Genomic DNA, 21724 nt, shown 5'->3' on the forward strand with positions numbered 1-21724 from the left:
CCAATGGTGGGGAGATCTCTATCCCATGGAATCCCCTTCCCTCACCGCAATTCCCACGCCGGAAGATGCCGCTTCCGCTAGCGTTCCCCCATCCGTAGACACCGGGCTCCTCGGCCTGGTCATGCTGGCCCATTTTCACGGCATTGCCGCCGACCCGGATCAACTGTCTCATGAATTCAAGGATGACGGTAAGTCGCTGGATACCTCCCGTATTCTTCTTGCCGCCAAGAAACTCGGCCTCAAGGCCCGGCTGGTTCATGTTGCGCCTGATCGTCTGGTTCGCACGCCGCTTCCTGCCTTGGCGGTGGATCTGGAAGGCAACTACCTCATCCTTGCCCGGGCCGATGTTGAACAAGTGCTGATCCAGATTCCCGGCGCGCCCCGCCCAGAGGTTCTGAGTGTTGAGGGTTTTGTTGCACGCTGGAGCGGCCAACTCATCCTCTTTGCCTCGCGGGCTTCCATGGCTGGCGAACTCTCCAGGTTCGACTTCACCTGGTTCATCCCCGCCGTTGTCAAGTACCGCCACCTATTGAGCGAAGTGCTCCTGGTTTCCTTCGTCCTCCAGCTCTTTGCCCTCGTGACCCCCTTGTTTTTCCAGGTCGTCATGGACAAGGTCCTGGTGCATCGCGGCTTCACCACCCTTGACGTCATCGCCGTTGGCCTGCTGGTCGTCTCTATCTTCGAGGTGGTTCTCTCCGGCCTGCGCTCCTACGTCTTCGCCCACACGACCAGCCGGATCGACGTGGAGCTTGGTGCCCGGCTCTTTCGTCACCTGCTCAACCTGCCCCTGGCCTACTTCCAGGCCCGCCGCGTCGGGGATACGGTCGCCCGGGTCCGGGAACTGGAGAACATCCGCTCCTTCCTCACCGGTAACGCCATCACGATCGTTCTGGATCTTTTCTTTTCGGTGGTCTTCATCGGCGTCATGCTCTGGTACAGCGGCTGGCTGACCTTGGTGGTGGTCTTGTCCCTGCCTTGCTACGCGCTGCTGTCGATCTTCGTTACGCCCCTGCTCCGGGCACGTCTCCACGAGAAGTTCAAGCGCAACGCCGAGAATCAGGCCTTCCTGGTGGAGGCGGTCAATGGCATCGACACCCTGAAAGCCATGGCCGTCGAACCCCAGATGACCCGCCGTTGGGACAACCAACTGGCCGCCTATGTGGCCGCCAGCTTCAAGACCAACACCTTGGGCACCCTGGCCCATGAGGGCGTGAACCTGATCGGCAAGCTGGTCACCATCATCACCATGTGGCTGGGAGCCCGTCTGGTGATCAGTGGCGACCTGACCGTGGGCCAGTTGATCGCCTTCAACATGCTCGCCGGCCGGGTGGCACAGCCCGTCATTCGGCTGGCCCAGCTTTGGACCGACTTCCAGCAAACCGGCATCTCGGTCCAGCGCCTGGGCGACATCCTCAACAACCGGACCGAAGTGGGCAATGCCAACCGAAGCACTTTGCCAGCCCTGGTGGGTCGGGTGGAGTTCGATCAGGTGGGTTTCCGCTATCGCCCCGACGCCCCCGAAGTCCTGCGGGGGATCAGTCTCGTGGTGGAACCGGGGGAGGTCATCGGCATCGTCGGCCGATCCGGTTCCGGCAAAAGTACCCTCACCAAGCTGGTCCAACGCCTCTATCTGCCCGAGCGGGGCCGGGTCTTGGTGGACGGGGTGGACCTGGCCATGACCGATACTTCCAGCCTGCGCCGACAGATCGGGGTCGTGCTCCAGGAGAACATGCTGTTCAACCGCTCCATCCGAGAGAACATCGCCCTCACCGACCCGGGCTTGCCCATCGAAGCGGTGATCCAGGCCGCCAAGCTTGCCGGCGCCCACGAATTTATTCTGGAATTGACCGAGGGCTACGACACCCTGGTCGGGGAGCATGGTTCCACCCTCTCCGGCGGCCAACGGCAACGGATCGCCATCGCACGGGCTTTGATCGGCAATCCCCGCATCCTGATTTTCGATGAAGCCACCAGCGCCCTGGACTATGAATCGGAGCGGATCATCCAACAGAACATGAAGGCGATCTGCCGAGGGCGGACGGTGCTGATCATTGCCCACCGACTTTCGGCGGTGCGGGACGCCAGCCGCATCCTGGTCATGGATCGAGGGCAGATCGTGGAACAGGGCACTCACAGTGAACTCCTGGCCCATGAGGCCGGCCACTACTCCCGGCTGTATCGCCTGCAGTACGCATGACCATGGCGACACTCACCCTTAAATTGCAGGCCCTCTGGGATCTTCTCCGCCGCTATGGAGAAATCTTCAGCCATGTCTGGAAGGACCGGCAGAAGCTGGACTCCCCCGTTCGCCTGTCTCATGAGGCCCAATTCCTTCCGGCCGCCCTTGAACTCCAGGAAACCCCCGTTTCTCCGGCACCCCGGGTGACCATGTGGATCCTGATCGGCTTTGCCCTCATTGCATTGCTTTGGACGATCTTTGGCCACATCGATGTGGTGGCCACCGGCCACGGCAAGATCGTTCCCAATGACCGAAGCAAGGTGATCCAGTCCTTCGATACCTCCACCGTCAAGGCCATCCATGTCACCGATGGGCAGGCGGTCAAGGCGGGCGATGTGTTGATTGAGTTGGATGGGACTAGCCAGAGAGCCGATCACGACCGGGTTTCCAGTGATTTGGCGGAGGCCCGGCTACAAGCTGCCCGAGCCAAGGCGATGCTGGCGGCCATTGGATCAGGACGCGTGTCTCAGCTCGCGGCACCGGGCGTCCCCAAGGATCGATTGGTACAAGAGCAGCGGCATCTGGAGGGCCAGTTCGGCGAGTTTCAGTCAAAGGTGGCTCGCCTGGAGGCGGATATTTCCCGTCGTGAAGCAGAGCTCCGCTCCACCCAGGAAGTGGTGCGCAAGCTGGAGCAGACCGCACCCATCGCCCGCCAGCGCGCCGACGATTACCGGAATCTGGTGGAGAAGAACTTCGTCTCCAAGCATGGCTATCTGGAGAAGGAACAGAGCCGGATCGAGCTGGAGGCGGATCTGGCCACCCAGCACAGCCGGGTCGAGGAACTCAAGGCAGCCCTGAGGACCGGGCAGAGCGAGCGGTTGGCGTTGATTGCGGAAGCCCGGCGGATTGCTTTGGACAGCCTGAACGAGGGGGAGCAGAAAGCTACGGAACTGGCCCAGGAGCAAGTGAAAGCCGAGAACCGGAAAAACCTGATGCAACTGACCGCACCGGTGGATGGCACGGTCCAGCAACTGGCTGTCCATACCGTGGGTGGGGTGGTGACCGAAGCCCAACAATTAATGGTGGTGGTGCCTCGGGATGACTCGGTGGAGGTCGAGGCTTTCCTGGAGAACAAGGATGTGGGTTTTGTCTTCCCCGACCAGGAGGCGGAAATCAAGATCGAGACCTTCCCCTACACCAAGTACGGCACGGTGCATGGCAAGGTAATCCATGTGTCTCAGGACGCGATCAACGATGAGAAGAAGGGATTGATCTACTCGACCCGGGTCAAGCTGGATCGGGCGACGATGCGGGTGGATGGGCGGCAGGTCAATCTGGCCCCGGGGATGGCAGTATCGGTGGAAATCAAGACCAGCAAGCGGCGCGTGATCGAATACTTTTTAAGCCCCTTGATTCAGTACAAGGACGAAAGTTTTCGCGAGAGATAGCACCGTTCGCTGTTGTGGTCCATTTATCTGTGTGAAAACCTCGGTGAGGTAGCGTCGCAGAAGGTCACTCAGGGTATTTTTCTTGGCCTCGGTACGGTCGATAAAAACGCCACGCTCGGCTTCCGGGTCGCCCAGGCGCGAGCATCGGCCTTGGCCTTTGTGCTGAAACTGCGGGAGAGGATGGGTAGTGTGCTGATTTGTGTGCAAAAGCGACTGCAGTAGGAAGCAGAGGAGTGGTCATGGTAAGAGGTTGATTGTGCAGATCGACCTTGAACCCCTTAGGAGGGCAAACCATTACTACGATGAAGCATAAGGGAACCCTACATTGCTGACCGGCATAGGCAGTCAGGCGAGCGACCGCTTAGGCCGACAACCAGTCGCCATGGTTACCTACCCCAAAGTCTCCGCTTGCCGTAGTTACCAATCCCATCGCGCTCTCCTGCTCATACGACGAATACTTGTACTTCCTTAAAACCCGATTCATCATCAGCCGTAGGTTGGTCCTCATTGGCGCCCGATAGCGTTTCCGCCAGGGTAAGGCAAGAGAATTGAGCTTTCCCGGAACCGTAATTGCGGCAACCAGTTTGAAGCTGGTAGTCCAGGCTTGTCCAAAGCCATTTAATTACAGCCAAGAATAGGTAGCATACCGGCCTGGATTTAAATTAAAAAAGCCATTGAGAATCAATGGCTTTTTTGTTCTTATGGCGGAGAGGGTGGGATTCGAACCCACGGTGGGCTTGCACCCACGCCTGATTTCGAGTCAGGTACATTCGACCACTCTGCCACCTCTCCGTGGGCGCGCATTCTATCACTGGCAAGCGTTGAAGGGCTACCTGTGGTTTGCGATAGTTCTGGCACAATGCGCTTCCCTCATGTCCGGAGGAGACCACATGGTTCGTCCTCTCGCTTTCCTGTTCAGTACCTGTACCCTCCTGCTTCTCCTGTCAGCCTGTCAACGCCTGCCCGCTCCGGAGCAGTCGGGAGAGCTCGTGGTGGCGATCCGCAAGGAGCTGTCGGGCGAGTGGGGCGGGCAGGCGCAGGAGTCGAGTTTCGAGCGCGATATGGTGCGGGCCTTCGCCGAGCGCCTGGGCGTTTCGGCTCGTTTCGTGGAGGCCGTCGACGAGGGGGAACTGAACCGGCTGGTGATGGAAGGACGGGTGCATTTTGGCGCGCCGACCTGGATCAGCGACGGAAACGGACTCCACTACACGTCGCCGCTGCTGGAGACCAGCCAGGTGGTGGTCGGTCATACCGATGACATGGGACTGGAGTCATTCCCGGCGGAGTTGGACGGCCGTACCGTGGAAGCGATGCAGGCCTCCCCGCAACTGGAAGCGCTGCACCGCCTGGCCGGGGATCCGGCTCGCTTCACGGTCCAGGCCCGGACCGCGATCAGCGATTTCGATCTGCTGCGCGACGTGGTGGAGCATCGGGTCGATTTTGCGGCCACCAATCTATTGACCTACCGGATGGCTCTGCAATTCATGCCGGAGCTGGATCTGGCAATGACGCTGCCTGGCAAGCTGTACTACGGCTGGGCCTTCGCGCCGCAATGGAAGTCGCTGTGGCGGCGGGCGGAGGACTTCATCGTCGAGTCCAAGCAGAACAAGACCATCGCCCGGCTGAAGGACCGCTATTTCGGTCATATCGAACGGATCAAGGCGGAAGACATCGCTCAACTGATTCAGGATGCCCAGACGCTGCTGCCGCATTATCGGCGCTATTTCCAGGACGCCCAGGAAATCACCGGTCTGGATTGGCGCCTGCTGGCGGCACTCGCTTATCAGGAGTCGAAATGGGATCCGCTGGCCACTTCGCCGACCGGGGTGCGCGGGATGATGATGCTGACCGAGGATACGGCCGACCTGCTGGGCGTTTCCAACCGCCTGGACGCACGGCAGAGCATCCGCGCCGGAGCCAAGTATCTGGCCAACCTGATCGGCGATCTGCCATCCCATATCGTCAACCCGGACCGGACCTGGCTGGCCCTGGCGGCCTACAATCTGGGCATGGGACACTTGCGCGGAGGGCGCAGTCTGGCGTCGGGCATGAAGCGCGACCCGGATTCCTGGTTCGACATGAAGAAGGTGCTGCCCCTGATGTCGCGCCCCGAGTACTACGCCCGGCTCAAGGCCGGCCGGGCGCGGGGCGGCGAGGCGGTGATCATGGTGGAAAACATCCGTACCTTCTACAGCATCCTCAGCCGCTTCGAGGCGCCCTGGCAGCCGGGCCTGAAGTTCGGCCACTGAAGTTCGGCCGGTTCAGCCGGTGAGTTTGTCCAGCCCGCCCATGTAGGGCCGCAGCGCGGCGGGAATGGTCACGGAACCGTCCGCCTGCTGATAATTCTCCAGAATCGCCACCAGGGTGCGGCCGACGGCCAGGCCGGAGCCATTGAGGGTGTGCAGCAGTTCCGGCTTGTTCTTCTCATTACGGAAGCGGGCCTGCATGCGCCGCGCCTGGAAGGCTTCGAAGTTGGAGCAGGAGGAAATCTCCCGGTAGGTGTTCTGGGCCGGCAGCCAGACTTCCAGATCGTAGGTCTTGGCCGCCGAGAAGCCCATGTCGCCGGTGCACAGCGCCACCTTGCGGTAGGGCAATTCCAGCTTCCGCAGGATCGCCTCGGCGTGGCCGGTCAGGGTTTCCAGCGCTTCCCAGGATTTTTCCGGATGCACCAGCTGCACCAGCTCCACCTTGTCGAACTGGTGCTGGCGGATCATGCCCCGCGTATCGCGGCCGTAGCTGCCCGCCTCGGAGCGGAAGCAGGGCGTGTGGCAGACGAACTTCAAGGGCAGTTGCTCGGCGGCGAGGATCTCGTCGCGGACGATGTTGGTCACCGGCACTTCGGCGGTGGGGATCAGGTAGAGCTTGCCGCCGTCGTGGCGCGGTACCTGGAACAGGTCTTCCTCGAACTTGGGCAACTGGCCGGTGCCGTACATGCTGTCGGGATTCACCAGGTAGGGCACATAGACTTCGGTGTAGCCGTGCTCCGTCGTATGCACGTCGAGCATGAACTGCGCCAGCGCCCGGTGCAGGCGGGCGATGCCGCCCTTCATCAGGGTGAAGCGGGAGCCGGCGATCTTGGTGGCGGTCTCGAAGTCCAGGCCGAGGACGGCGCCGACATCGACGTGGTCCTTGACCTCGAAATCGAAGCGGCGCGGTGTGCCCCAGCGCAATACCTCGACGTTGCCCGTTTCGTCCTTGCCCGCCGGCACGCTCTCGTGGGGCAGGTTGGGAATGCCGGTGACGAAGGCCTGGTAGCGCTCCTGCAGGGCGGCCAGCTTGTCCTCGTTGGCCTTCAGCTCGTCGCCGATGCCGGCCACCTCGGCCAGCACTTTGGTCGCGTCTTCGCCCTTGCCCTTCAGCATGCCGACCTGCTTGGACAAACTGTTGCGCCTGGCCTGCAAATCCTGGGTATGGGTCTGCACCTGCTTGCGCTCGGCCTCCAGGGCCTCGAAGGCGGCGGTGTCGAGGGTCACGCCCCGACTGGCGAGGCGTTCGGCGACAAGAGCGAGATTGCTGCGGAGGAGTTGGATGTCGAGCATGAGGGATGGGTCCTAGGATTTTTGCTATTTCGTTTTTCTTGCCGCCCGGTCCAAGTCCCGCAGATGGGCCAGCTTGTCGGCGATCTTCTGTTCCAGGCCGCGCGGCGTGGGCCGGTACCAGCCCGGCGCGGCGATGCCTTCGGGGAAGTAGTGCTCGCCCGCGGCGTAGGCCTCCGGCTCGTCGTGGGCGTAGCGGTATTCGCGGCCGAAGCCCAGGTCCTTCATCAGGCGGGTCGGGGCGTTGCGCAGATGCTCGGGAACCGGTCGCGACTGATCCTTGGCGACGAAGGCGCGGGCGGCATTATAGGCGACGTAGGCGGCGTTCGATTTGGGCGCCACGGCCAGGTAGAGGATGGCCTCGGCCAGGGCCAGTTCGCCTTCCGGGCTGCCCAGGCGCTCGTAGGTCTCCACCGCGTCCAGCGCCAGGCGCAGGGCGCGCGGGTCGGCCAGGCCGATGTCCTCGGTGGCCATGCGGATCATGCGCCGGCCCAGGTAGAGCGGATCGGCGCCGCCGTCCAGCATGCGCAGCAGCCAGTAGAGGGCGGCGTCCGGGTCGGAGCCGCGCACCGATTTGTGCAGCGCCGATATCTGATCGTAGAAGGCGTCGCCGCCCTTGTCGAAGCGGCGCAGGTCGCGTGCCAGGGTGGCTTCCAGGAAGGCGGCGTCGACTGTCGTCACGCCGGCCGCATGGGCTGCGGTGCGCAGGGTTTCCAGCACGTTGAGCAGGCGCCGGGCGTCGCCGTCGGCGTGGCCGATCAGGCGGGTGCGCGCCTCCTCGTCGAAACTCAGGTCGGCAAAGGCCTGCTGCCGCGCCCGCTCGAACAGTTCCGCCAGTTCCTCCGCCGACAGGCTTTTCAGCACATACACCGCCGCCCGCGAGAGCAGGGCCGAGTTCACTTCGAACGAGGGGTTCTCGGTGGTGGCGCCGATGAAGGTGACGGTGCCCGATTCCACATAGGGCAGGAAGGCATCCTGTTGGGCCTTGTTGAAGCGATGCACTTCATCGACGAACAGGATGGTGCGCCGCCCGCTCTGCGCCTGCACCAGTTCGGCGCGCTGCATCGCTTCGCGGATGTCCTTGACGCCGGAGAACACGGCGGAGAGCGCGATGAACTCGGCGTCGAAGGCATCGGCCATCAGCCGCGCCAGGGTGGTCTTGCCCACCCCCGGCGGCCCCCAGAGGATCATCGAGTGCGGCGTGCCCGAATCGAAGGCCAGGCGCAGCGGTTTGCCCGGCCCCAGCAGATGCTGCTGGCCGATCACCTGTTCCAGCGTCCGCGGCCGCAGCAGTTCGGCCAGCGGCGCGTGGGGCGGTACAGCGGAGGAGAACAGGTCGCTCATGGACAGGAAACAAGCGAGTCCGGCGGCGCCGGGTTGCGCGTGAATTCGTGAGTTCGGAATCGCCCAGTTTACCCGGCCGGCGGCATGCGCCGCCCCGGTTCAGCGGAGGATTTTCGACTCCCGCTCGTCCACCAGGTAACCCACGGTCTTGCTGGAATCCATGAAACGATCCTCGTCCTCGCGGAAAATTTTCGCTGCGGGAGTGGCGTTGAATTCCAGCGCCTTCCGATGATCGTCCTCGTTGGCGAACCAGAATTCCGTGATCACGTCGAAGGGCGGTTCTTCCTGGCCGGGGATCGGTTTGACGAAGTTGCGCACGTAGCGGGCGAAGGGAAAATGCTTGAGACCGAGGGGAGCGTGCACTTCCTCGTAATAGCGGACGAACTCCTCATGGCTGATGCCGGGCTTGCGCTTCATCATGGCGATGCTTTTGATCATGCCGCTTCCTCCTCGGGGTGATGGGTGCCGCTGCCGGTGCGCACCTTCTGGCGGATTGTAAAGCAACGCAATGCCCTGGCGCCGGCGCGGACTGGCGCTTGCCGCGCCGCGCCGGAGGAGGCACCCGCTCAGATCACGCCCTGGGCCAGCATCGCATCGGCAACCTTGACGAAGCCGGCGATGTTGGCGCCGTCGATGTAGCTGATACTGCCGTCGGCGCGGCGGCCATGTTCCAGACAGGCGCTGTGGATGTTGCTCATGATGCCGTGCAGGCGGCGGTCGACTTCTTCCGTCGTCCAGGTCATTCGCATCGCGTTCTGGGTCATTTCCAGTCCCGACGTGGCGACTCCGCCGGCATTGCTGGCCTTGCCCGGCGCATAGAGCACGCCCCGGTTCTCGAACAGCTTGGCCGCCTCGTTGGTGCTGGGCATGTTGGCGCCCTCGGCGACGCAGATCACGCCGTTCTTCACCAGCGTAGCGGCGTCGTTTTCGTTCAGTTCGTTCTGCGTGGCGCAGGGCAGGGCGACATCCACCGGCACGTGCCATGGGGTTGCGCCCGCTTCGAAATGCACGCCGACCTTTTCCGCGTATTCGTTGACGCGGCCGTAATAGTGGTTCTTGATCTCCATCAGGATGGCCAGTTTCTCCGGCGTGAATCCCTCGTTGTCGATCACGGTGCCGCTCGAATCGGAGACCGTCACCACTTTCGCTCCCAGTGCCATGGCCTTTTCCACCGCATACTGGGCCACATTGCCCGAGCCGGAGACGGAGACCCGCAGCCCGTCCAGGCTCCGGCCTTTCTGCTTGAGCATTTCCTCGACGAAGTAGACCGTGCCGTAGCCGGTGGCCTCCGGACGAATCAGCGATCCGCCGAAGCTCAGCCCCTTGCCGGTGAATACGCAGTCCGAGCGGTTCGACAGCTTTTTCATCATACCGGCCATGAAGCCCACCTCGCGTCCGCCGACGCCGATGTCGCCGGCCGGGACATCCGTGTCCGCGCCCACATGGCGGAACAGTTCGCTGACGAAGGCCTGGCAGAAACGCATGACTTCGCCGGGGCTCTTGCCCTTGGGGTCGAAATCGGACCCACCCTTGCCGCCCCCCATGGGCAGCGTGGTCAGGGCGTTCTTGAAGGTCTGTTCGAAGGCCAGGAACTTGAGGATGGAAAGATTGACCGAGGGATGGAAGCGCAGGCCGCCCTTGTAGGGGCCGATGGCCGAGCTGTGCTGGATGCGGTAACCCCGGTTGACCTTGACTTCGCCGTGATCGTCCACCCAGGACACCCGGAACTGGATGACCCGTTCGGGCTCCATCAGGCGATCGAGCAGGCTATGCTCGGCATAGCGTTTGTGCTCGATGACGTAGGGCCAGATGCTTTCCATCACTTCGGCGACGGCCTGGTGAAATTCAGGCTGGCCAGGGTTGCGGTCTTTCACGTACTCGAGGTATTCCTCTAAGTTGTTGTATTTCATTATTTATTCATCCCTTGGTTCAAGAAAAGCAGATGTGGGGACGGGAAGCATCCGTGTGCGCCCAAAAAAGCTTCGGGATAATAGGAAAAATCAAGGCGGACTTGGTGGTTTCTGATTGAAATTTGATCTGCCTCAAGCGTATGATCCGAGAGACAATGTGTTTTTTGGGGAGCCCGTCATGCCCATCGATGCCGTCGGCGCAGCCAGCAGTGCCAATATCCAGAACACGCAGCCATCGCGTCCGCAGCCGCGCCAGCAGGATGCCATGCAGAACGCGGACGAGTCCGCAAAAACCCAGCGCGCCAAGGCGCAGGAGGCCAAGGACGCGCAGCAGGCGCGGCAGGCGCAGCGCGAGCAGGCCCAGGCGGTGACGAATACCCAGGGCCAGGTCACGGGGCGAATCGTCAATACCTTCGCCTGATCCGCGGCGGGGCCTGATTTATAATCGCCGCCTTTTCCCCCAGGAGAAGGCCAAGTGGGTCTCGACCGCGTTCCCTCCGGCAAGGATTTGCCGAACGATTTCAATGTGATCATCGAAATTTCGATGCACTCCGACCCCATCAAGTACGAAGTGGACAAAGAGTCCGGCGCGATTTTCGTCGATCGCTTCATGTCCACGGCCATGCACTATCCCTGCAACTACGGCTACATCCCCCATACCATCGCCGGCGACGGCGATCCCGTGGATGTGCTGGTGCTGTCGCAGTTCGCGCTGCCGCCCGGGGTGGTCGTGCGCTGCCGCCCGGTCGGGCTGCTGAAAATGATCGACGAGGCGGGAGACGACGCCAAGCTGCTGGCGGTACCGGTGGACAAGCTGACCACCATGTATCGGGATATCACCGACCCGCGCGACCTGCCCCAGATGGTGCTGGACCAGATTTCCCATTTCTTCGCCCACTACAAGGATCTGGAGCCGGGCAAGTTCGTCAAGGTGAGCGGCTGGGCCGGCGCCGAGGAAGCGAAGCGGGAAATCCTGGCCGGCGTGGCCTGCTACAACGATGCCGGAGACAAGCCGGCGTTCTGACGCCGGCCCGGCTGCGCGCGGCTTCCCGCGCCGGCTGCCGGAAACGAGGGAGCCGCCGCGGCTCCGGCGAATCGCCGCCGTAGCGCGTTTCCCGTCGACCGTTGTGTTCGAGTTGTGATGATCATGCCCAAGCTGAAAGTCGCCATTGCCCAGATCAACTGCGTCGTCGGCGATCTCGCCGGGAACGCGCGCCGCATCGGCGAGGCCGCGCAGCGCGCCAAGGCACGGGGCGCCGATCTGCTGCTGACGCCGGAACTGGCCCTGTGCGGCTATCCGCCGGAGGACCTGCTGCTGCGGCCGGACTTCTACCGGGCGTGCGAGCGGCAACTGGCCGATCTGGCGGCCGCCGCGCCGCTGCCGCTGCTGGTGGGGCATCCCGCCGCCGCCGGGGGGCGGCGCTACAACTGCGCCTCCCTGCTGCGCGATGGACGCGTGGAGGTGACCTACCGCAAAGGGCGCCTGCCCAATTACGAGGTCTTCGACGAGGAGCGCTACTTCGACGAGGGCGACACCCCCTGCGTGGTGGAGATCGGCGGCGTGCGCTGCGGCATCAACATCTGCGCCGACATCTGGGAGCCCGGCGCCGTCGAGCATGCCAAGGCAGCGGGGGCGGAACTGCTGCTGGTCCTGAATGCCTCGCCTTTCCACATGGGCAAGCAGGCCGAACGCTATCAGGTGCTGCGCAGCCGCATCGCCGCCACCGGCATGCCCGCCGTGTATGCCAATCTGGTCGGCGGGCAGGACGAGCTGGTGTTCGATGGCGCGTCTTTCGCGCTCGATGCCGAGGGACGGCTGACCCACCAGCTGCCATCCTTCGTCGAGGCGCTGGAGGTCGTCGAATACCGGGACGGCCATATTCTGGCCGGCGAGGTGGCGGCCGCCCTGTCGCCCGAGGCCGAGGTCTATCAGGCACTGGTGCTGGGGGTGCGCGACTACCTGGGCAAGAACGGCTTTCCGGGCGCCATTCTGGGGCTCTCCGGCGGCGTCGATTCGGCCCTGACCCTGTGCATCGCGGTCGATGCCCTGGGCGCCGACAAGGTGCGGACGGTGATGATGCCCTCCCCCTACACCGCGCAGATGAGCCTGGACGACTCGCGGGCGCTGGTGCGCGCGCTCGGCGTGCGCTACGACGAATTGCCGATCCAGCCGGCGATGGACACCTACGGCGAGATGCTGGCGCCGCTGTTCGCCGGCTTGCCGCCGACGGCCTGGGCCGACACCACGCCGGAAAACATCCAGGCCCGCGTGCGCGGCATGGTGCTGATGGCGCTGTCCAACCGGACCGGCTCCATCGTGCTCACCACCGGCAACAAGAGCGAGATGGCGGTGGGCTATGCCACCCTCTATGGCGACATGGCCGGCGGCTTCGCGGTGATCAAGGACGTGTTCAAGACCTTCGTCTATCGCCTGTGCCACTACCGCAACAGCCTCGCCCCGGTGATCCCGGAAAACATCCTCACCCGGCCGCCCTCGGCGGAGCTGCGGCCCGACCAGACCGACCAGGACACGCTGCCGGCCTACGAAGTGCTCGATGCGATCATCCAGGCTTACATGGAGCAGGACCTGTCGCCGCGCGAGATCGTCGCCGGGGGGCAGGACGAGGCCGACGTGCGGCGGGTGGTGACCATGCTCAAGCGCAACGAGTACAAGCGCCGCCAGTCCCCGGTGGGGATCCGCATCACCCGGCGCGGCTTCGGCAAGGACTGGCGTTATCCGATAACATCCCGCTACCAGGACGAGTACTAACGCTCATGGAAACCAATTTTTCGTCCCGGCGCATGAAATACGCGAAGAGCAAGAAGGCCCTCCCCCTCCCGGCCTCCCCCTCTCCGGGGGAGGTGACGGCATTGGCTCGCTGCGCTCGAAGCCACCACACACTCCGTTTTTGCGTTCTTTCACGCTAGAGCGTGTTCACAGTAGCCAGATATAGGTGCATGCCAGATGCAAGAATGCATTGAAGCGGTTGGCGAGCTTGTCGTAACGTGTGGCGAGTCGGCGAAATTGCTTGAGCCGATTGAAGAATCGCTCGACCAGGTTACGCGCCTTGTAGCGCTCTCGGTCGAACTCACGCGGCGTGGGGCGATTGCTGCGGGGTGGAATGACGGCCTCAGCGCCCATGCGGGCGATGGTGTCGACAAACGCGTTGCTGTCGTATCCCTTGTCGGCGACCACTGCGTCGGTAACCAAGGCATCGACCAGTGCGGGGCCTTGCGTAATGTCGGCCACCTGACCACCGGTGAGGATCAGGCGCAGCGGATTACCCAGGGCATCCACGCACGCATGGATCTTGGTGGTCAGTCCGCCACGCGACCGACCGATCGCCTGATCGCCACCGTTTTTTTTGATGCGCCCGCTGAGTGCTGGTGCGCACGTACCACTGTCGAGTCGATGAAGAGCTCTTCCAGGTCTGCTTCTCCTCGGAGGGCCTCGGCCACTCGCGACCAAACCCCATTGGCTTCCCATCGTGCAAAGCGCACATACACAGAGTGCCAGTTGCCAAACTTCGGCGGCAAATCACGCCAGGGGTTGCCTACCCGGGCGGTGTATAGCACCGCCTCAACAAATAAACGGTTATCCACGGCACGCCCTCCCTTGTCCGTGGGCTTCCCTGGCAACAACTCCGAAATCCGCGCCCACTGTGCATCGCTCAACATGTCCCGATCCATTGCTTACGTCCAAATTCCAGGATGTAAACACAAATCCGATACTGTGAACAGACCCTAATCACTGCACATCAATCATGAAAAAGATCGAAGCCGTCATCAAGCCCTTCAAGCTCGACGAGGTCCGCGAAGCGCTGTCGGAAGTGGGCGTCACCGGCCTGACCGTGACCGAGGTCAAGGGCTTCGGCCGGCAGAAGGGGCATACCGAGCTTTATCGGGGCGCCGAGTACGTCGTGGATTTCCTGCCCAAGATCAAGCTGGAGATCGTCGTCGCCGACCAGGACGTGGAGCCGGCCATCGAAGCCATCATCAAGGCCTCCCGTACCGGCAAGATCGGCGACGGCAAGATCTTCGTCCTGCCGGTGGAGCAGGTGGTGCGCATCCGCACCGGGGAAATCGACGAATCGGCCATCTGAACGGATTCGCCGGGCCGCAACGGCCTGGCTTCGCGCCTCTTTCGCAAGGATAGGGGCGATGTGCGCCGCCGTTTCCACATCGCTGGCCTGCGCGCATGAACCTGAACCGCACTTCAAGCCACGGAGATCACAGAGGACGCAGAGAGGGTGCGGATTTGCCGCAATTGACCGGATCACCTCGCAGGTGAGCGATCCAGCGTTGGCAACCCATTGCCTTTCCTCTGTGATCTCTGTGCCCTCTGTGGCTGACTGAGGTTTCAAGAATGAATGCTCTGCCTGCCGCGGCCGAGGACCTTTTCCACGAAGGGGTCCGCCTGATGGCGGAAGGCGATGTGGCCGCGGCGACGGCCGCCTTCGAGCGTGCGCTGCTGCTTGCTCCCGATTTCGCCGAGGCTCACGCCAATCTCGCCCTGCTGCTGGATCGGGACGGATGCGGGACGGCGGCGGAAACCCATTATCGACAGGCCATCGAACTCGACCCGCGGCAGATGCAATCGCATCTGAACCTGGGCGCTCTGCTGATGGGGCAGAAACGCTTCGCCGAGGCGGAAGCGGCCCTCCGGCAGGCGCTGCTGCTCGATCCCGACTCGCCCGGCGCCTGGTCGAACCTGGGCGTGCTGCTCGCCTGCCAGAAGCGGGAAACCGAGGCCGAGCAATGCCATCGCTGCGCAATCGCGCTGGCGCCCGACTACCGCAAGGCCCGCTTCAATCTTGCCTACCTGCTGCTGCGCCAGGGGCGCTACGAGGAGGGGTGGGCGTACCTCGAAGCGCGCGACTGGTATGCGCCGCTGGAAAAGCATTTGCATTTCCCTCGCTGGCAAGGCGAATCCCTGCGGGGGAAATCCCTGTTGATCGGCTTCGAGGCCGGGCACGGCGACATGATCCAGTTCTGCCGCTATGCCGCGCTGGCCAAGGCACGCGGCGCGGCGCGGGTCTCGGTCCTGTGCCATCCGGGCCTGAAGTCCCTTTTTGTCCGCCTGCGCGGCGTGGACGACGCCTTCGCCTTCGACGCGCCATTCCCCGCCTCGGGCTGGGACTACTGGGCGCCGCCGCTGAGCCTGCCGTTCCTGTTCAGCACCCGGCTCGACACGATTCCCGCGGACCTGCCCTATCTCGACGTCGAACCCGAACGGATCGAACATTGGGCCGGCATCATCGGCGCTCCGGGCGGGAAGCTGCGGGGCGGCCTGCGGGTTGGTCTTGTTTGGCAGGGCAATCCCCGCTTTGAGAACGACGCCGACCGCTCGCTGCCTTCCCTTGACACCCTGGCGCCATTGGGCGACGTGGCGGGCGTCCGCTACTTCAGCCTGCAAAAAGGCGCCGCCGAGGCCGAGGCGGCGCAGCCATCCCCGGCGCTGCCGCTGACCGACCTGGGACCGTCCATTGGCGACTTCGCCGACACCGCGGCGATCGTGATGAATCTCGACCTGGTCGTGGCGGTGGATACGGCCGTCGCGCACCTGGCGGGCGCCTTGGGCAGGCCCTGCTGGGTGCTGCTGCCCGACTACAAGACCGATTGGCGCTGGCTCGCCGCGCGCGACGACTCGCCCTGGTATCCGGAAGTGCTGCGCCTGTTCCGGCAAAGGGCGGCGGGCGACTGGACGGCCGTGGTCGAGGCGGTCAGGACGGAATTGCAGGGTTTGGTCGCGCGGCGCCGTGGGCCGTAGCGCTGCGCCATGCTCACGGCGCGGCGAGCAGCACGATCACCGCGCCGGCGCCGCCTTCCGCGGCACGGGCCTGGCAAAAGGCCAGCACCTCCCGGCGCTGGCCGAGCCAGCCCAGGGTCAGCTTCTTCAGCACCGGCTCCCGGCCCGGGGAGCCCAGGCCCTTGCCATGCACGATGCGCAGGCAGCGCCGGCCGCAGCGCCGCGACTCCTCGAGGAAGGCGGCGATCGCCAGGCGCGCCTCGTCCCGGTTGTGGCCGTGCAGGTCGAGGTGGCCCTGCACCACCCAGCGGCCGCGGCGCAGGTCGCGCAGCACGCCGGCGGGCAGGCCCGGCTGCAGCCAGGCGGCTTCGTCGCCGCCTTCCAGGTGGAGGTCGAGCAGGGGTGGGCCGTGCAGGGTTTCGACCAGCGCCGCCGCCTCGTCGCGCTGGCGCTGGCGGGGAATGGCCGGCGGGGGCGGCGGCTCATGGTGCACCCGGTCGGAGACCAGGGGCACGGCGTCCGCCACGGCCGAGCGGAACAACTCGACTTCGGCGGCGGCGGGCGTCCCGGCCTGGCGCCGGGCGGCGGTTCCGGACGGGGATGCGCGAGAACGCTGTTTCATTCCCGCGCTTCCATCGTCACATCATCGCCGCGGCCGGATCAGCCCAGGTTGTCCAGATAGCGTTCGGCGTCCAGGGCCGCCTGGCAGCCGGTGGCGGCGGAGGTGATGGCCTGGCGGTAAATATGGTCCTGCACGTCGCCGGCGGCGAACACGCCGGGAATGCTGGTGGCCGTGGCGTCGCCGTCGCGGCCGCCCTTGGTGACGATGTAGCCGCCGTCCATTTCCAGTTGGCCGGCGAAGATGTCGGTATTGGGCTTGTGGCCGATGGCGATGAACACGCCCTGCAACGCGATGTCTTCGCTGGCCCCGGACCGTACGTTCTTGATGCGCATCCCGGTGACGCCGCTCTTGTCGCCCAGCACCTCGTCCAGCGTGGAGTTCCACTTGATGGTGACCTTGCCGGCCTTTTCCTTCTCGAACAGCTTGTCCTGGATGATCTTCTCGGCGCGGAACTTGTCGCGGCGATGCACCACGGTGACGTGGCTGGCGATGTTGGCCAGGTACAGGGCCTCCTCGACGGCGGTGTTGCCGCCGCCCACCACCGCCACCGGCTGGTTCTTGTAGAAGAAACCGTCGCAGGTGGCGCAGGCGGAGACGCCCTTGCCGGCGAAGGCGTCTTCCGAGGGCAGGCCCAGGTACTGGGCCGAGGCGCCGGTGGCGATGATCAGGGCGTCGCAGGTGTATTCGCCGGCATCGCCGACCAGGCGCATCGGCTTCTCGGTCAGGCGGGCGGTGTGGATGTGGTCGAAGATCATCTCGGTGTTGAAGCGGGCCGCGTGCTTCTCGAAGCGGGACATCAGTTCCGGGCCCTGGACGCCGTCGGCATCGGCGGGCCAGTTGTCCACCTCGGTGGTGGTCATCAGTTGTCCGCCCTGGGCCAGGCCGGTGATCAGCACCGGGTTCAGGTTGGCACGGGCGGCATAGACGGCGGCGGTGTAGCCGGCGGGGCCGGAGCCGAGGATCAGCAGGGGGATATGACGGACGGGGGCGCTCATGGCGGCGTTTCTCCTGGGGAGGTCGGGAATTGGATTGGAATTATACTTGCGCCCGTCGCCACGAAATATTCGTGGCCCCATTGATGGAACCTATTGAACCATGTCCGGTGTTTCCCATACTGTCCTGCGTTCCCTGCCGATTTTCGAATCCATCGACGAGGAACGTCTGGAATCGATCGCCCGCGCCGCCTCCCTGAGCAACATTCCGCGTGGAAGCGTGGTGATGCAAGAAGGAGATCACTCCGATAACGTGTATTTCGTGATCAATGGCGCCCTCAAGGTTTCGGTCTCCGACGAGGAAGGGCGGGAGGTGATTCTCACCATCCTCGAGCGCGGCGAGATCTTCGGGGAAATGGGGGTGGTGGACGACCATCCGCGCTCCGCCAACGTGATGGCCATCCAGGCCAGCGATCTGCTGGTGATCTCCAAGGCCGATTTCCATGATTGCCTGAGCGACAATTTCGACGTTGCCCTGTTCATCATGCGCGCGCTGGCCAATCGCCTGCGCCAGGCCGACCGCAAGATCGAGAGCCTGGCGCTGATGGATGTCTATGGCCGCGTGGCGCGCCTGCTGCTCGACCTGGCCGAGGAGCGGGACGGCTGCCTGCGGGTGGTCCGGCGCATCACCAAGCAGGATATCGCCAAGATGATCGGCGCGTCCCGCGAGATGGTGAGCCGGGTCATGAAGGACCTGCAGCAGCGCGGCCTGATCGACGAGGAGGTGGGCGGCCAGATCCTGCTGCGCGAGCAGCTCAGCCAGCCGCTCGGCGCCGAGCGAATGACCGGATAAAGCCGCCTTCCCCGCCATATTCCCGGCACGTTCCTTCTGTCCGTGCCGGGATAATCGGCACTGTTCCCCTTGCTGGATTTTTCCATGGCTGTCTCCAATACCTTGCGTCGGGCGGAACCGCGGCCCCTGCCCGAGAAACTGGTCGGGCTCGTCAATGAAGCGCGCTGGCTGCTGCTGGCGGCCGGCGGCTTGTACATCGGCCTGGTGCTCTGGGGGTTCGAGCGCACCGATCCCGGCTGGTCCCACGCGGCGGCGGCGGGGCCGGTCGCCAATCCCGGCGGACGCCTGGGCGCCTGGCTGTCCGACCTGCTGTTCTACCTGTTCGGCGTTTCCGCCTGGTGGTGGGTGGTCTTCCTGCTGCTGACGGTGGCCTGGGGCTATCGGCGTCTGGAGGGCCTGGCGGTGGGGGACCGGCGGCCGTTGCTGATCGCGGCCAGCGGCTTCGTCCTGTTGATGGCGGCCAGTTGCGGGATCGAGGCGATGCGCTACTGGAGCCTGACGACGCCCCTGCCTTTCCGCCCCGGCGGCTTGCTGGGATACGAGGTCGCCCTCCAGGCCCAGCGTTTCCTGGGGTTCAACGGCGGCACCCTGATTCTGCTGGCCCTGGCGGCGGCCGGCTTCAGCGTGTTTACCGGACTGTCCTGGCTGCGTCTGGCCGAGCGCATCGGCACGTTGCTGGAAGTCTGCTGGTTCGGCGCCGGCCGCGTGCTGCAAACTTGGCAGGACCGGCGCTACGGCAGGGTGGTGGCCGAAAAGCGCGAGGCCGTGGTCGAGGTGCAGCGCAAGAAGGCGGAGGAGAATCCGCCGGCGCCGGTCAAGATCGAGGCCGTCGAACTGGAAGTGCCGGTGGCGCCCAAGGCCGCGGCCCGGGCCGAGAAGGAGCGCCAGGCGCCGATGTTCTTCGACGCGCCGGGCGAGGCGCTGCCGCCCCTGCATCTGCTGGACGATCCCTCGCACAATCCGGACGACCTGCCCGCCGCCGACACCCTGGAATTCACCTCGCGCCTGATCGAGCGCAAGCTGGCCGACTTCGGCGTCGAGGTGAAAGTGCTCTCCGCCCTGCCGGGTCCGGTCGTCACCCGTTACGAAATCGAGCCCGCCACCGGTATCAAGGGCAGCCAGATCGTCAATCTGGCCAAGGATCTGGCCCGCTCCCTGTCGCTGGTCAGCGTGCGGGTGGTGGAAACCGTGCCGGGCAAGTCCTGCATGGCGCTGGAACTGCCCAATTCCAAGCGCCAGACGGTGCGCCTGAAGGAGATCGTCGGCTCCAAGGCCTACCACGGCCTGCACTCCCCGCTGGCGGTGGCCCTGGGCAAGGACATCTCCGGGCTGCCCGTGGTGGTCGACCTGGCCAAGATGCCCCACCTGCTGGTGGCCGGCACCACCGGCTCGGGCAAATCGGTGGGGATCAACGCGATGATCCTGTCCCTGGTCTACAAGTCCGAGCCCAAGGACGTGCGCATGATCATGGTGGACCCGAAGATGCTGGAGCTTTCGATCTACGAGGGCATTCCCCATCTGCTGGCGCCGGTGGTCACCGACATGAACAAGGCCGCCAACGCGCTGCACTGGTGCGTGGGCGAGATGGAGCGGCGCTACAAGCTGATGTCGACCCTGGGGGTGCGCAACCTGGCCGGCTTCAACGCCAAGATCCGCGATGCGGAGAAGGCCGGCGAGCGCATCCCCGACCCCTTCGCCCTGCCCGGCGATCCGGAGGCCGGCGCGCCGTCGCTGACCACGCTGCCCTACATCGTCGTGGTGATCGACGAACTGGCCGACCTGATGATGGTGGTGGGCAAGAAGGTCGAGGAACTGATCGCCCGCCTGGCGCAGAAGGCCCGCGCCGCCGGCATCCATCTGGTGCTGGCCACCCAGCGCCCGAGCGTGGATGTGATCACCGGCCTGATCAAGGCCAACATCCCGACCCGCATCGCCTTCCAGGTCAGCAGCAAGATCGACTCCCGCACCATTCTCGACCAGATGGGCGCCGAGGCGCTGCTGGGCCAGGGCGACATGCTCTACCTGGCGCCCGGCACCGGCCTGCCGACCCGGGTCCATGGCGCCTTCGTCGCCGACGACGAGGTGCATCGGGTGGTCGAGCACCTGCGCAAGGTGGGCGCCCCGGACTACATCGAGGACATCCTCAGCGCGCCGGCGACGGAAGGCGAGGGCGCGGGCGGCGAGGCCAGCGGCGACGCCGAGGCCGACCCGATGTACGACCAGGCCGTGGAAGTGGTGCTGAAGACCCGCCGTCCGTCGATCTCCCTGGTGCAGCGCCACCTGCGCATCGGCTACAACCGCGCCGCGCGCCTGATCGAGGCGATGGAGCATGCCGGGCTGGTCTCGCCGATGAATGCGGCGGGCGGCCGCGAAGTGCTGGTGCCGGAGAAGGCGGAATGAACGCGGGACGTTTTCCGCGATAATCCGTCCCATCATGCGCATCCGGCTTTTGCTTTTGTCCCTCTTCGGCGCCCTGCCACTGGCGGCAGCCGCCTCCGGCCTCGACCAGCTGCACGCCTTCCTGCGCGAGACGCGGGCGGCGCAGGGCGCTTTCAGCCAGTCGGTGATCGGCAAGGCCGGCAAGAAGCCCAAGCAGTCCTCCGGCAGTTTCCTGATCCAGCGGCCGGGCAAGTTCCGCTGGTCCTACGACAAGCCCTATCCCCAGCTCCTGGTCAGCGACGGCGAGCGGCTCTGGAGTTTCGATCCGGACCTGAACCAGGTCGTGATCAAGAAAGTCGGCCAGGCCCTGGGCGCGAGTCCCGCCGCGCTCCTGGCGGGCGAGTCGCTGGAAAGGAATTTCGAGCTGCGCGAAGGCGCCGCCAATGGACAGGGCCAGGAACCCGGCCTGGAGTTCGTCGAAGCCACGCCCCGCGCCCAGGACGCCAGTTTCCAGAAAGTGCGCATCGGCTTGAAGGACAGGTTGCCGCGGACGATGGAAATCCAGGACAACTTCGGCCAGACCACGGTGCTGCGCTTTTCCCGCTTCGAGCCCAACCCGCCCGTCGCCGCCGCCCAGTTCCGCTTTACGCCGCCCAAGGGCGCGGACGTGGTGGGCGAGTGATCGGCGCTGGCATCCATCGGGCGCGGAAAGTCGGGCGCGGAAAATTTCATTTGCCAAGCCGGACGATCCGGTGCATAGTGGCGCCCGCGA

General features: G+C 64.5%; 17 protein-coding genes, 1 tRNA gene and 1 pseudogene. 11 read left to right on the top strand and 8 right to left on the bottom strand.

The window, feature by feature from the left end; translation table 11 throughout:
• Positions 1–25: 25 nt before the first annotated feature.
• Positions 26–2197 carry a type I secretion system permease/ATPase gene (locus B9N43_RS00560; protein ID WP_145840405.1) on the top strand — a complete coding sequence of 724 codons (2172 nt, stop codon included), beginning with the start codon at positions 26–28 and terminating at the stop codon, positions 2195–2197.
• Between the two features lie 2 nt (positions 2198–2199).
• Complete coding sequence (locus B9N43_RS00565; protein ID WP_222428770.1) at positions 2200–3627, top strand: HlyD family type I secretion periplasmic adaptor subunit; 1428 nt, start codon at positions 2200–2202, stop codon at positions 3625–3627.
• A gap of 702 nt (positions 3628–4329) precedes the next feature.
• On the opposite strand, the gene B9N43_RS00575 is transcribed toward B9N43_RS00565, so the two are convergent.
• Positions 4330–4419: transfer RNA gene (locus B9N43_RS00575), tRNA-Ser, on the bottom strand.
• A 98-nt stretch (positions 4420–4517) separates the two neighbouring features.
• On the opposite strand from B9N43_RS00575, the gene mltF reads away from it, so the two are divergent.
• Complete coding sequence (gene mltF, locus B9N43_RS00580) at positions 4518–5876, top strand: membrane-bound lytic murein transglycosylase MltF (protein WP_186453905.1); 1359 nt, start codon at positions 4518–4520, stop codon at positions 5874–5876.
• Positions 5877–5888: 12 nt separating this feature from the next.
• Here the strand turns inward: mltF and serS are convergent, their stop codons facing one another.
• From serS to gdhA, 4 genes are all read right to left on the bottom strand, one after another.
• Positions 5889–7166 (bottom strand): serine--tRNA ligase, encoded by a 1278-nt coding sequence (gene serS / locus B9N43_RS00585; protein ID WP_145840408.1) that lies wholly within the window; start codon positions 7164–7166, stop codon positions 5889–5891.
• A 24-nt stretch (positions 7167–7190) separates the two neighbouring features.
• Positions 7191–8507 carry a replication-associated recombination protein A gene (locus B9N43_RS00590; protein WP_145840409.1) on the bottom strand — a complete coding sequence of 439 codons (1317 nt, stop codon included), beginning with the start codon at positions 8505–8507 and terminating at the stop codon, positions 7191–7193.
• Between the two features lie 99 nt (positions 8508–8606).
• Complete coding sequence (locus B9N43_RS00595) at positions 8607–8945, bottom strand: EthD domain-containing protein (protein WP_145840410.1); 339 nt, start codon at positions 8943–8945, stop codon at positions 8607–8609.
• A 128-nt stretch (positions 8946–9073) separates the two neighbouring features.
• The gene (gene gdhA / locus B9N43_RS00600) at positions 9074–10417 is read right to left on the bottom strand and encodes an NADP-specific glutamate dehydrogenase (RefSeq protein ID WP_145840411.1); all 1344 of its coding nucleotides are present in this window, start codon (positions 10415–10417) and stop codon (positions 9074–9076) included.
• 178 nt (positions 10418–10595) lie between these two features.
• Between gdhA and B9N43_RS00605 the strand changes: the two genes are divergently transcribed.
• From B9N43_RS00605 to B9N43_RS00615, 3 genes are all read left to right on the top strand, one after another.
• The gene (locus B9N43_RS00605; RefSeq protein ID WP_145840412.1) at positions 10596–10838 is read left to right on the top strand and encodes a hypothetical protein; all 243 of its coding nucleotides are present in this window, start codon (positions 10596–10598) and stop codon (positions 10836–10838) included.
• A gap of 54 nt (positions 10839–10892) precedes the next feature.
• Positions 10893–11441, top strand: coding sequence for an inorganic diphosphatase (gene ppa, locus B9N43_RS00610; protein WP_145840413.1), 549 nt, complete (start codon positions 10893–10895; stop codon positions 11439–11441).
• A gap of 123 nt (positions 11442–11564) precedes the next feature.
• A complete protein-coding gene (locus tag B9N43_RS00615) occupies positions 11565–13187 on the top strand; it encodes an NAD+ synthase (protein WP_145840414.1) in 1623 nt (540 codons plus the stop codon).
• Positions 13188–13352: 165 nt separating this feature from the next.
• On the opposite strand, the pseudogene B9N43_RS00620 reads toward B9N43_RS00615, so the two are convergent.
• Positions 13353–14107, bottom strand: a pseudogene (locus tag B9N43_RS00620) (IS5 family transposase).
• Positions 14108–14181: 74 nt separating this feature from the next.
• On the opposite strand from B9N43_RS00620, the gene B9N43_RS00625 reads away from it, so the two are divergent.
• Both B9N43_RS00625 and B9N43_RS00630 read left to right on the top strand, forming a co-directional pair.
• Complete coding sequence (locus B9N43_RS00625) at positions 14182–14520, top strand: P-II family nitrogen regulator (RefSeq protein WP_145840416.1); 339 nt, start codon at positions 14182–14184, stop codon at positions 14518–14520.
• Positions 14521–14783: 263 nt separating this feature from the next.
• Positions 14784–16187: a tetratricopeptide repeat protein gene (locus B9N43_RS00630; protein ID WP_145840417.1), complete on the top strand. Its 1404-nt coding sequence runs from the start codon at positions 14784–14786 to the stop codon at positions 16185–16187.
• Between the two features lie 13 nt (positions 16188–16200).
• On the opposite strand, the gene B9N43_RS00635 is transcribed toward B9N43_RS00630, so the two are convergent.
• Entirely contained in the window at positions 16201–16788 is a 588-nt protein-coding gene (locus B9N43_RS00635) for a Smr/MutS family protein (protein WP_145840418.1), read from the bottom strand.
• A 38-nt stretch (positions 16789–16826) separates the two neighbouring features.
• Positions 16827–17783 carry a thioredoxin-disulfide reductase gene (gene trxB, locus B9N43_RS00640; RefSeq protein ID WP_145840419.1) on the bottom strand — a complete coding sequence of 319 codons (957 nt, stop codon included), beginning with the start codon at positions 17781–17783 and terminating at the stop codon, positions 16827–16829.
• Between the two features lie 100 nt (positions 17784–17883).
• On the opposite strand from trxB, the gene B9N43_RS00645 reads away from it, so the two are divergent.
• From B9N43_RS00645 to lolA, 3 genes are all read left to right on the top strand, one after another.
• Entirely contained in the window at positions 17884–18573 is a 690-nt protein-coding gene (locus B9N43_RS00645; protein ID WP_145840420.1) for a Crp/Fnr family transcriptional regulator, read from the top strand.
• A gap of 84 nt (positions 18574–18657) precedes the next feature.
• Positions 18658–20973, top strand: a complete 2316-nt coding sequence (locus B9N43_RS00650) for a DNA translocase FtsK (protein ID WP_145840421.1) — start codon at positions 18658–18660, stop codon at positions 20971–20973.
• 34 nt (positions 20974–21007) lie between these two features.
• A complete protein-coding gene (gene lolA, locus B9N43_RS00655) occupies positions 21008–21634 on the top strand; it encodes an outer membrane lipoprotein chaperone LolA (protein ID WP_145840422.1) in 627 nt (208 codons plus the stop codon).
• Positions 21635–21724: the final 90 nt, after the last annotated feature.

This window comes from Denitratisoma sp. DHT3 (genome assembly GCF_007833355.1).
GTDB lineage: Bacteria > Pseudomonadota > Gammaproteobacteria > Burkholderiales > Rhodocyclaceae > Denitratisoma.

Excerpts from the sequence above, each read along its gene's own strand:
- B9N43_RS00560 (WP_145840405.1), top strand. The coding sequence starts at position 26 with ATGGAATCCCCTTCCCTCACCGCAATTCCCACGCCGGAAGATGCCGCT.
- B9N43_RS00565 (WP_222428770.1), top strand. The coding sequence starts at position 2,200 with ATGGCGACACTCACCCTTAAATTGCAGGCCCTCTGGGATCTTCTCCGC.
- mltF (WP_186453905.1), top strand. The coding sequence starts at position 4,518 with ATGGTTCGTCCTCTCGCTTTCCTGTTCAGTACCTGTACCCTCCTGCTT.
- serS (WP_145840408.1), bottom strand. The coding sequence starts at position 7,166 with ATGCTCGACATCCAACTCCTCCGCAGCAATCTCGCTCTTGTCGCCGAA.
- B9N43_RS00590 (WP_145840409.1), bottom strand. The coding sequence starts at position 8,507 with ATGAGCGACCTGTTCTCCTCCGCTGTACCGCCCCACGCGCCGCTGGCC.
- B9N43_RS00595 (WP_145840410.1), bottom strand. The coding sequence starts at position 8,945 with ATGATCAAAAGCATCGCCATGATGAAGCGCAAGCCCGGCATCAGCCAT.
- gdhA (WP_145840411.1), bottom strand. The coding sequence starts at position 10,417 with ATGAAATACAACAACTTAGAGGAATACCTCGAGTACGTGAAAGACCGC.
- B9N43_RS00605 (WP_145840412.1), top strand. The coding sequence starts at position 10,596 with ATGCCCATCGATGCCGTCGGCGCAGCCAGCAGTGCCAATATCCAGAAC.
- B9N43_RS00615 (WP_145840414.1), top strand. The coding sequence starts at position 11,565 with ATGCCCAAGCTGAAAGTCGCCATTGCCCAGATCAACTGCGTCGTCGGC.
- B9N43_RS00625 (WP_145840416.1), top strand. The coding sequence starts at position 14,182 with ATGAAAAAGATCGAAGCCGTCATCAAGCCCTTCAAGCTCGACGAGGTC.
- B9N43_RS00630 (WP_145840417.1), top strand. The coding sequence starts at position 14,784 with ATGAATGCTCTGCCTGCCGCGGCCGAGGACCTTTTCCACGAAGGGGTC.
- B9N43_RS00635 (WP_145840418.1), bottom strand. The coding sequence starts at position 16,788 with ATGAAACAGCGTTCTCGCGCATCCCCGTCCGGAACCGCCGCCCGGCGC.
- trxB (WP_145840419.1), bottom strand. The coding sequence starts at position 17,783 with ATGAGCGCCCCCGTCCGTCATATCCCCCTGCTGATCCTCGGCTCCGGC.
- B9N43_RS00645 (WP_145840420.1), top strand. The coding sequence starts at position 17,884 with ATGTCCGGTGTTTCCCATACTGTCCTGCGTTCCCTGCCGATTTTCGAA.
- B9N43_RS00650 (WP_145840421.1), top strand. The coding sequence starts at position 18,658 with ATGGCTGTCTCCAATACCTTGCGTCGGGCGGAACCGCGGCCCCTGCCC.
- lolA (WP_145840422.1), top strand. The coding sequence starts at position 21,008 with ATGCGCATCCGGCTTTTGCTTTTGTCCCTCTTCGGCGCCCTGCCACTG.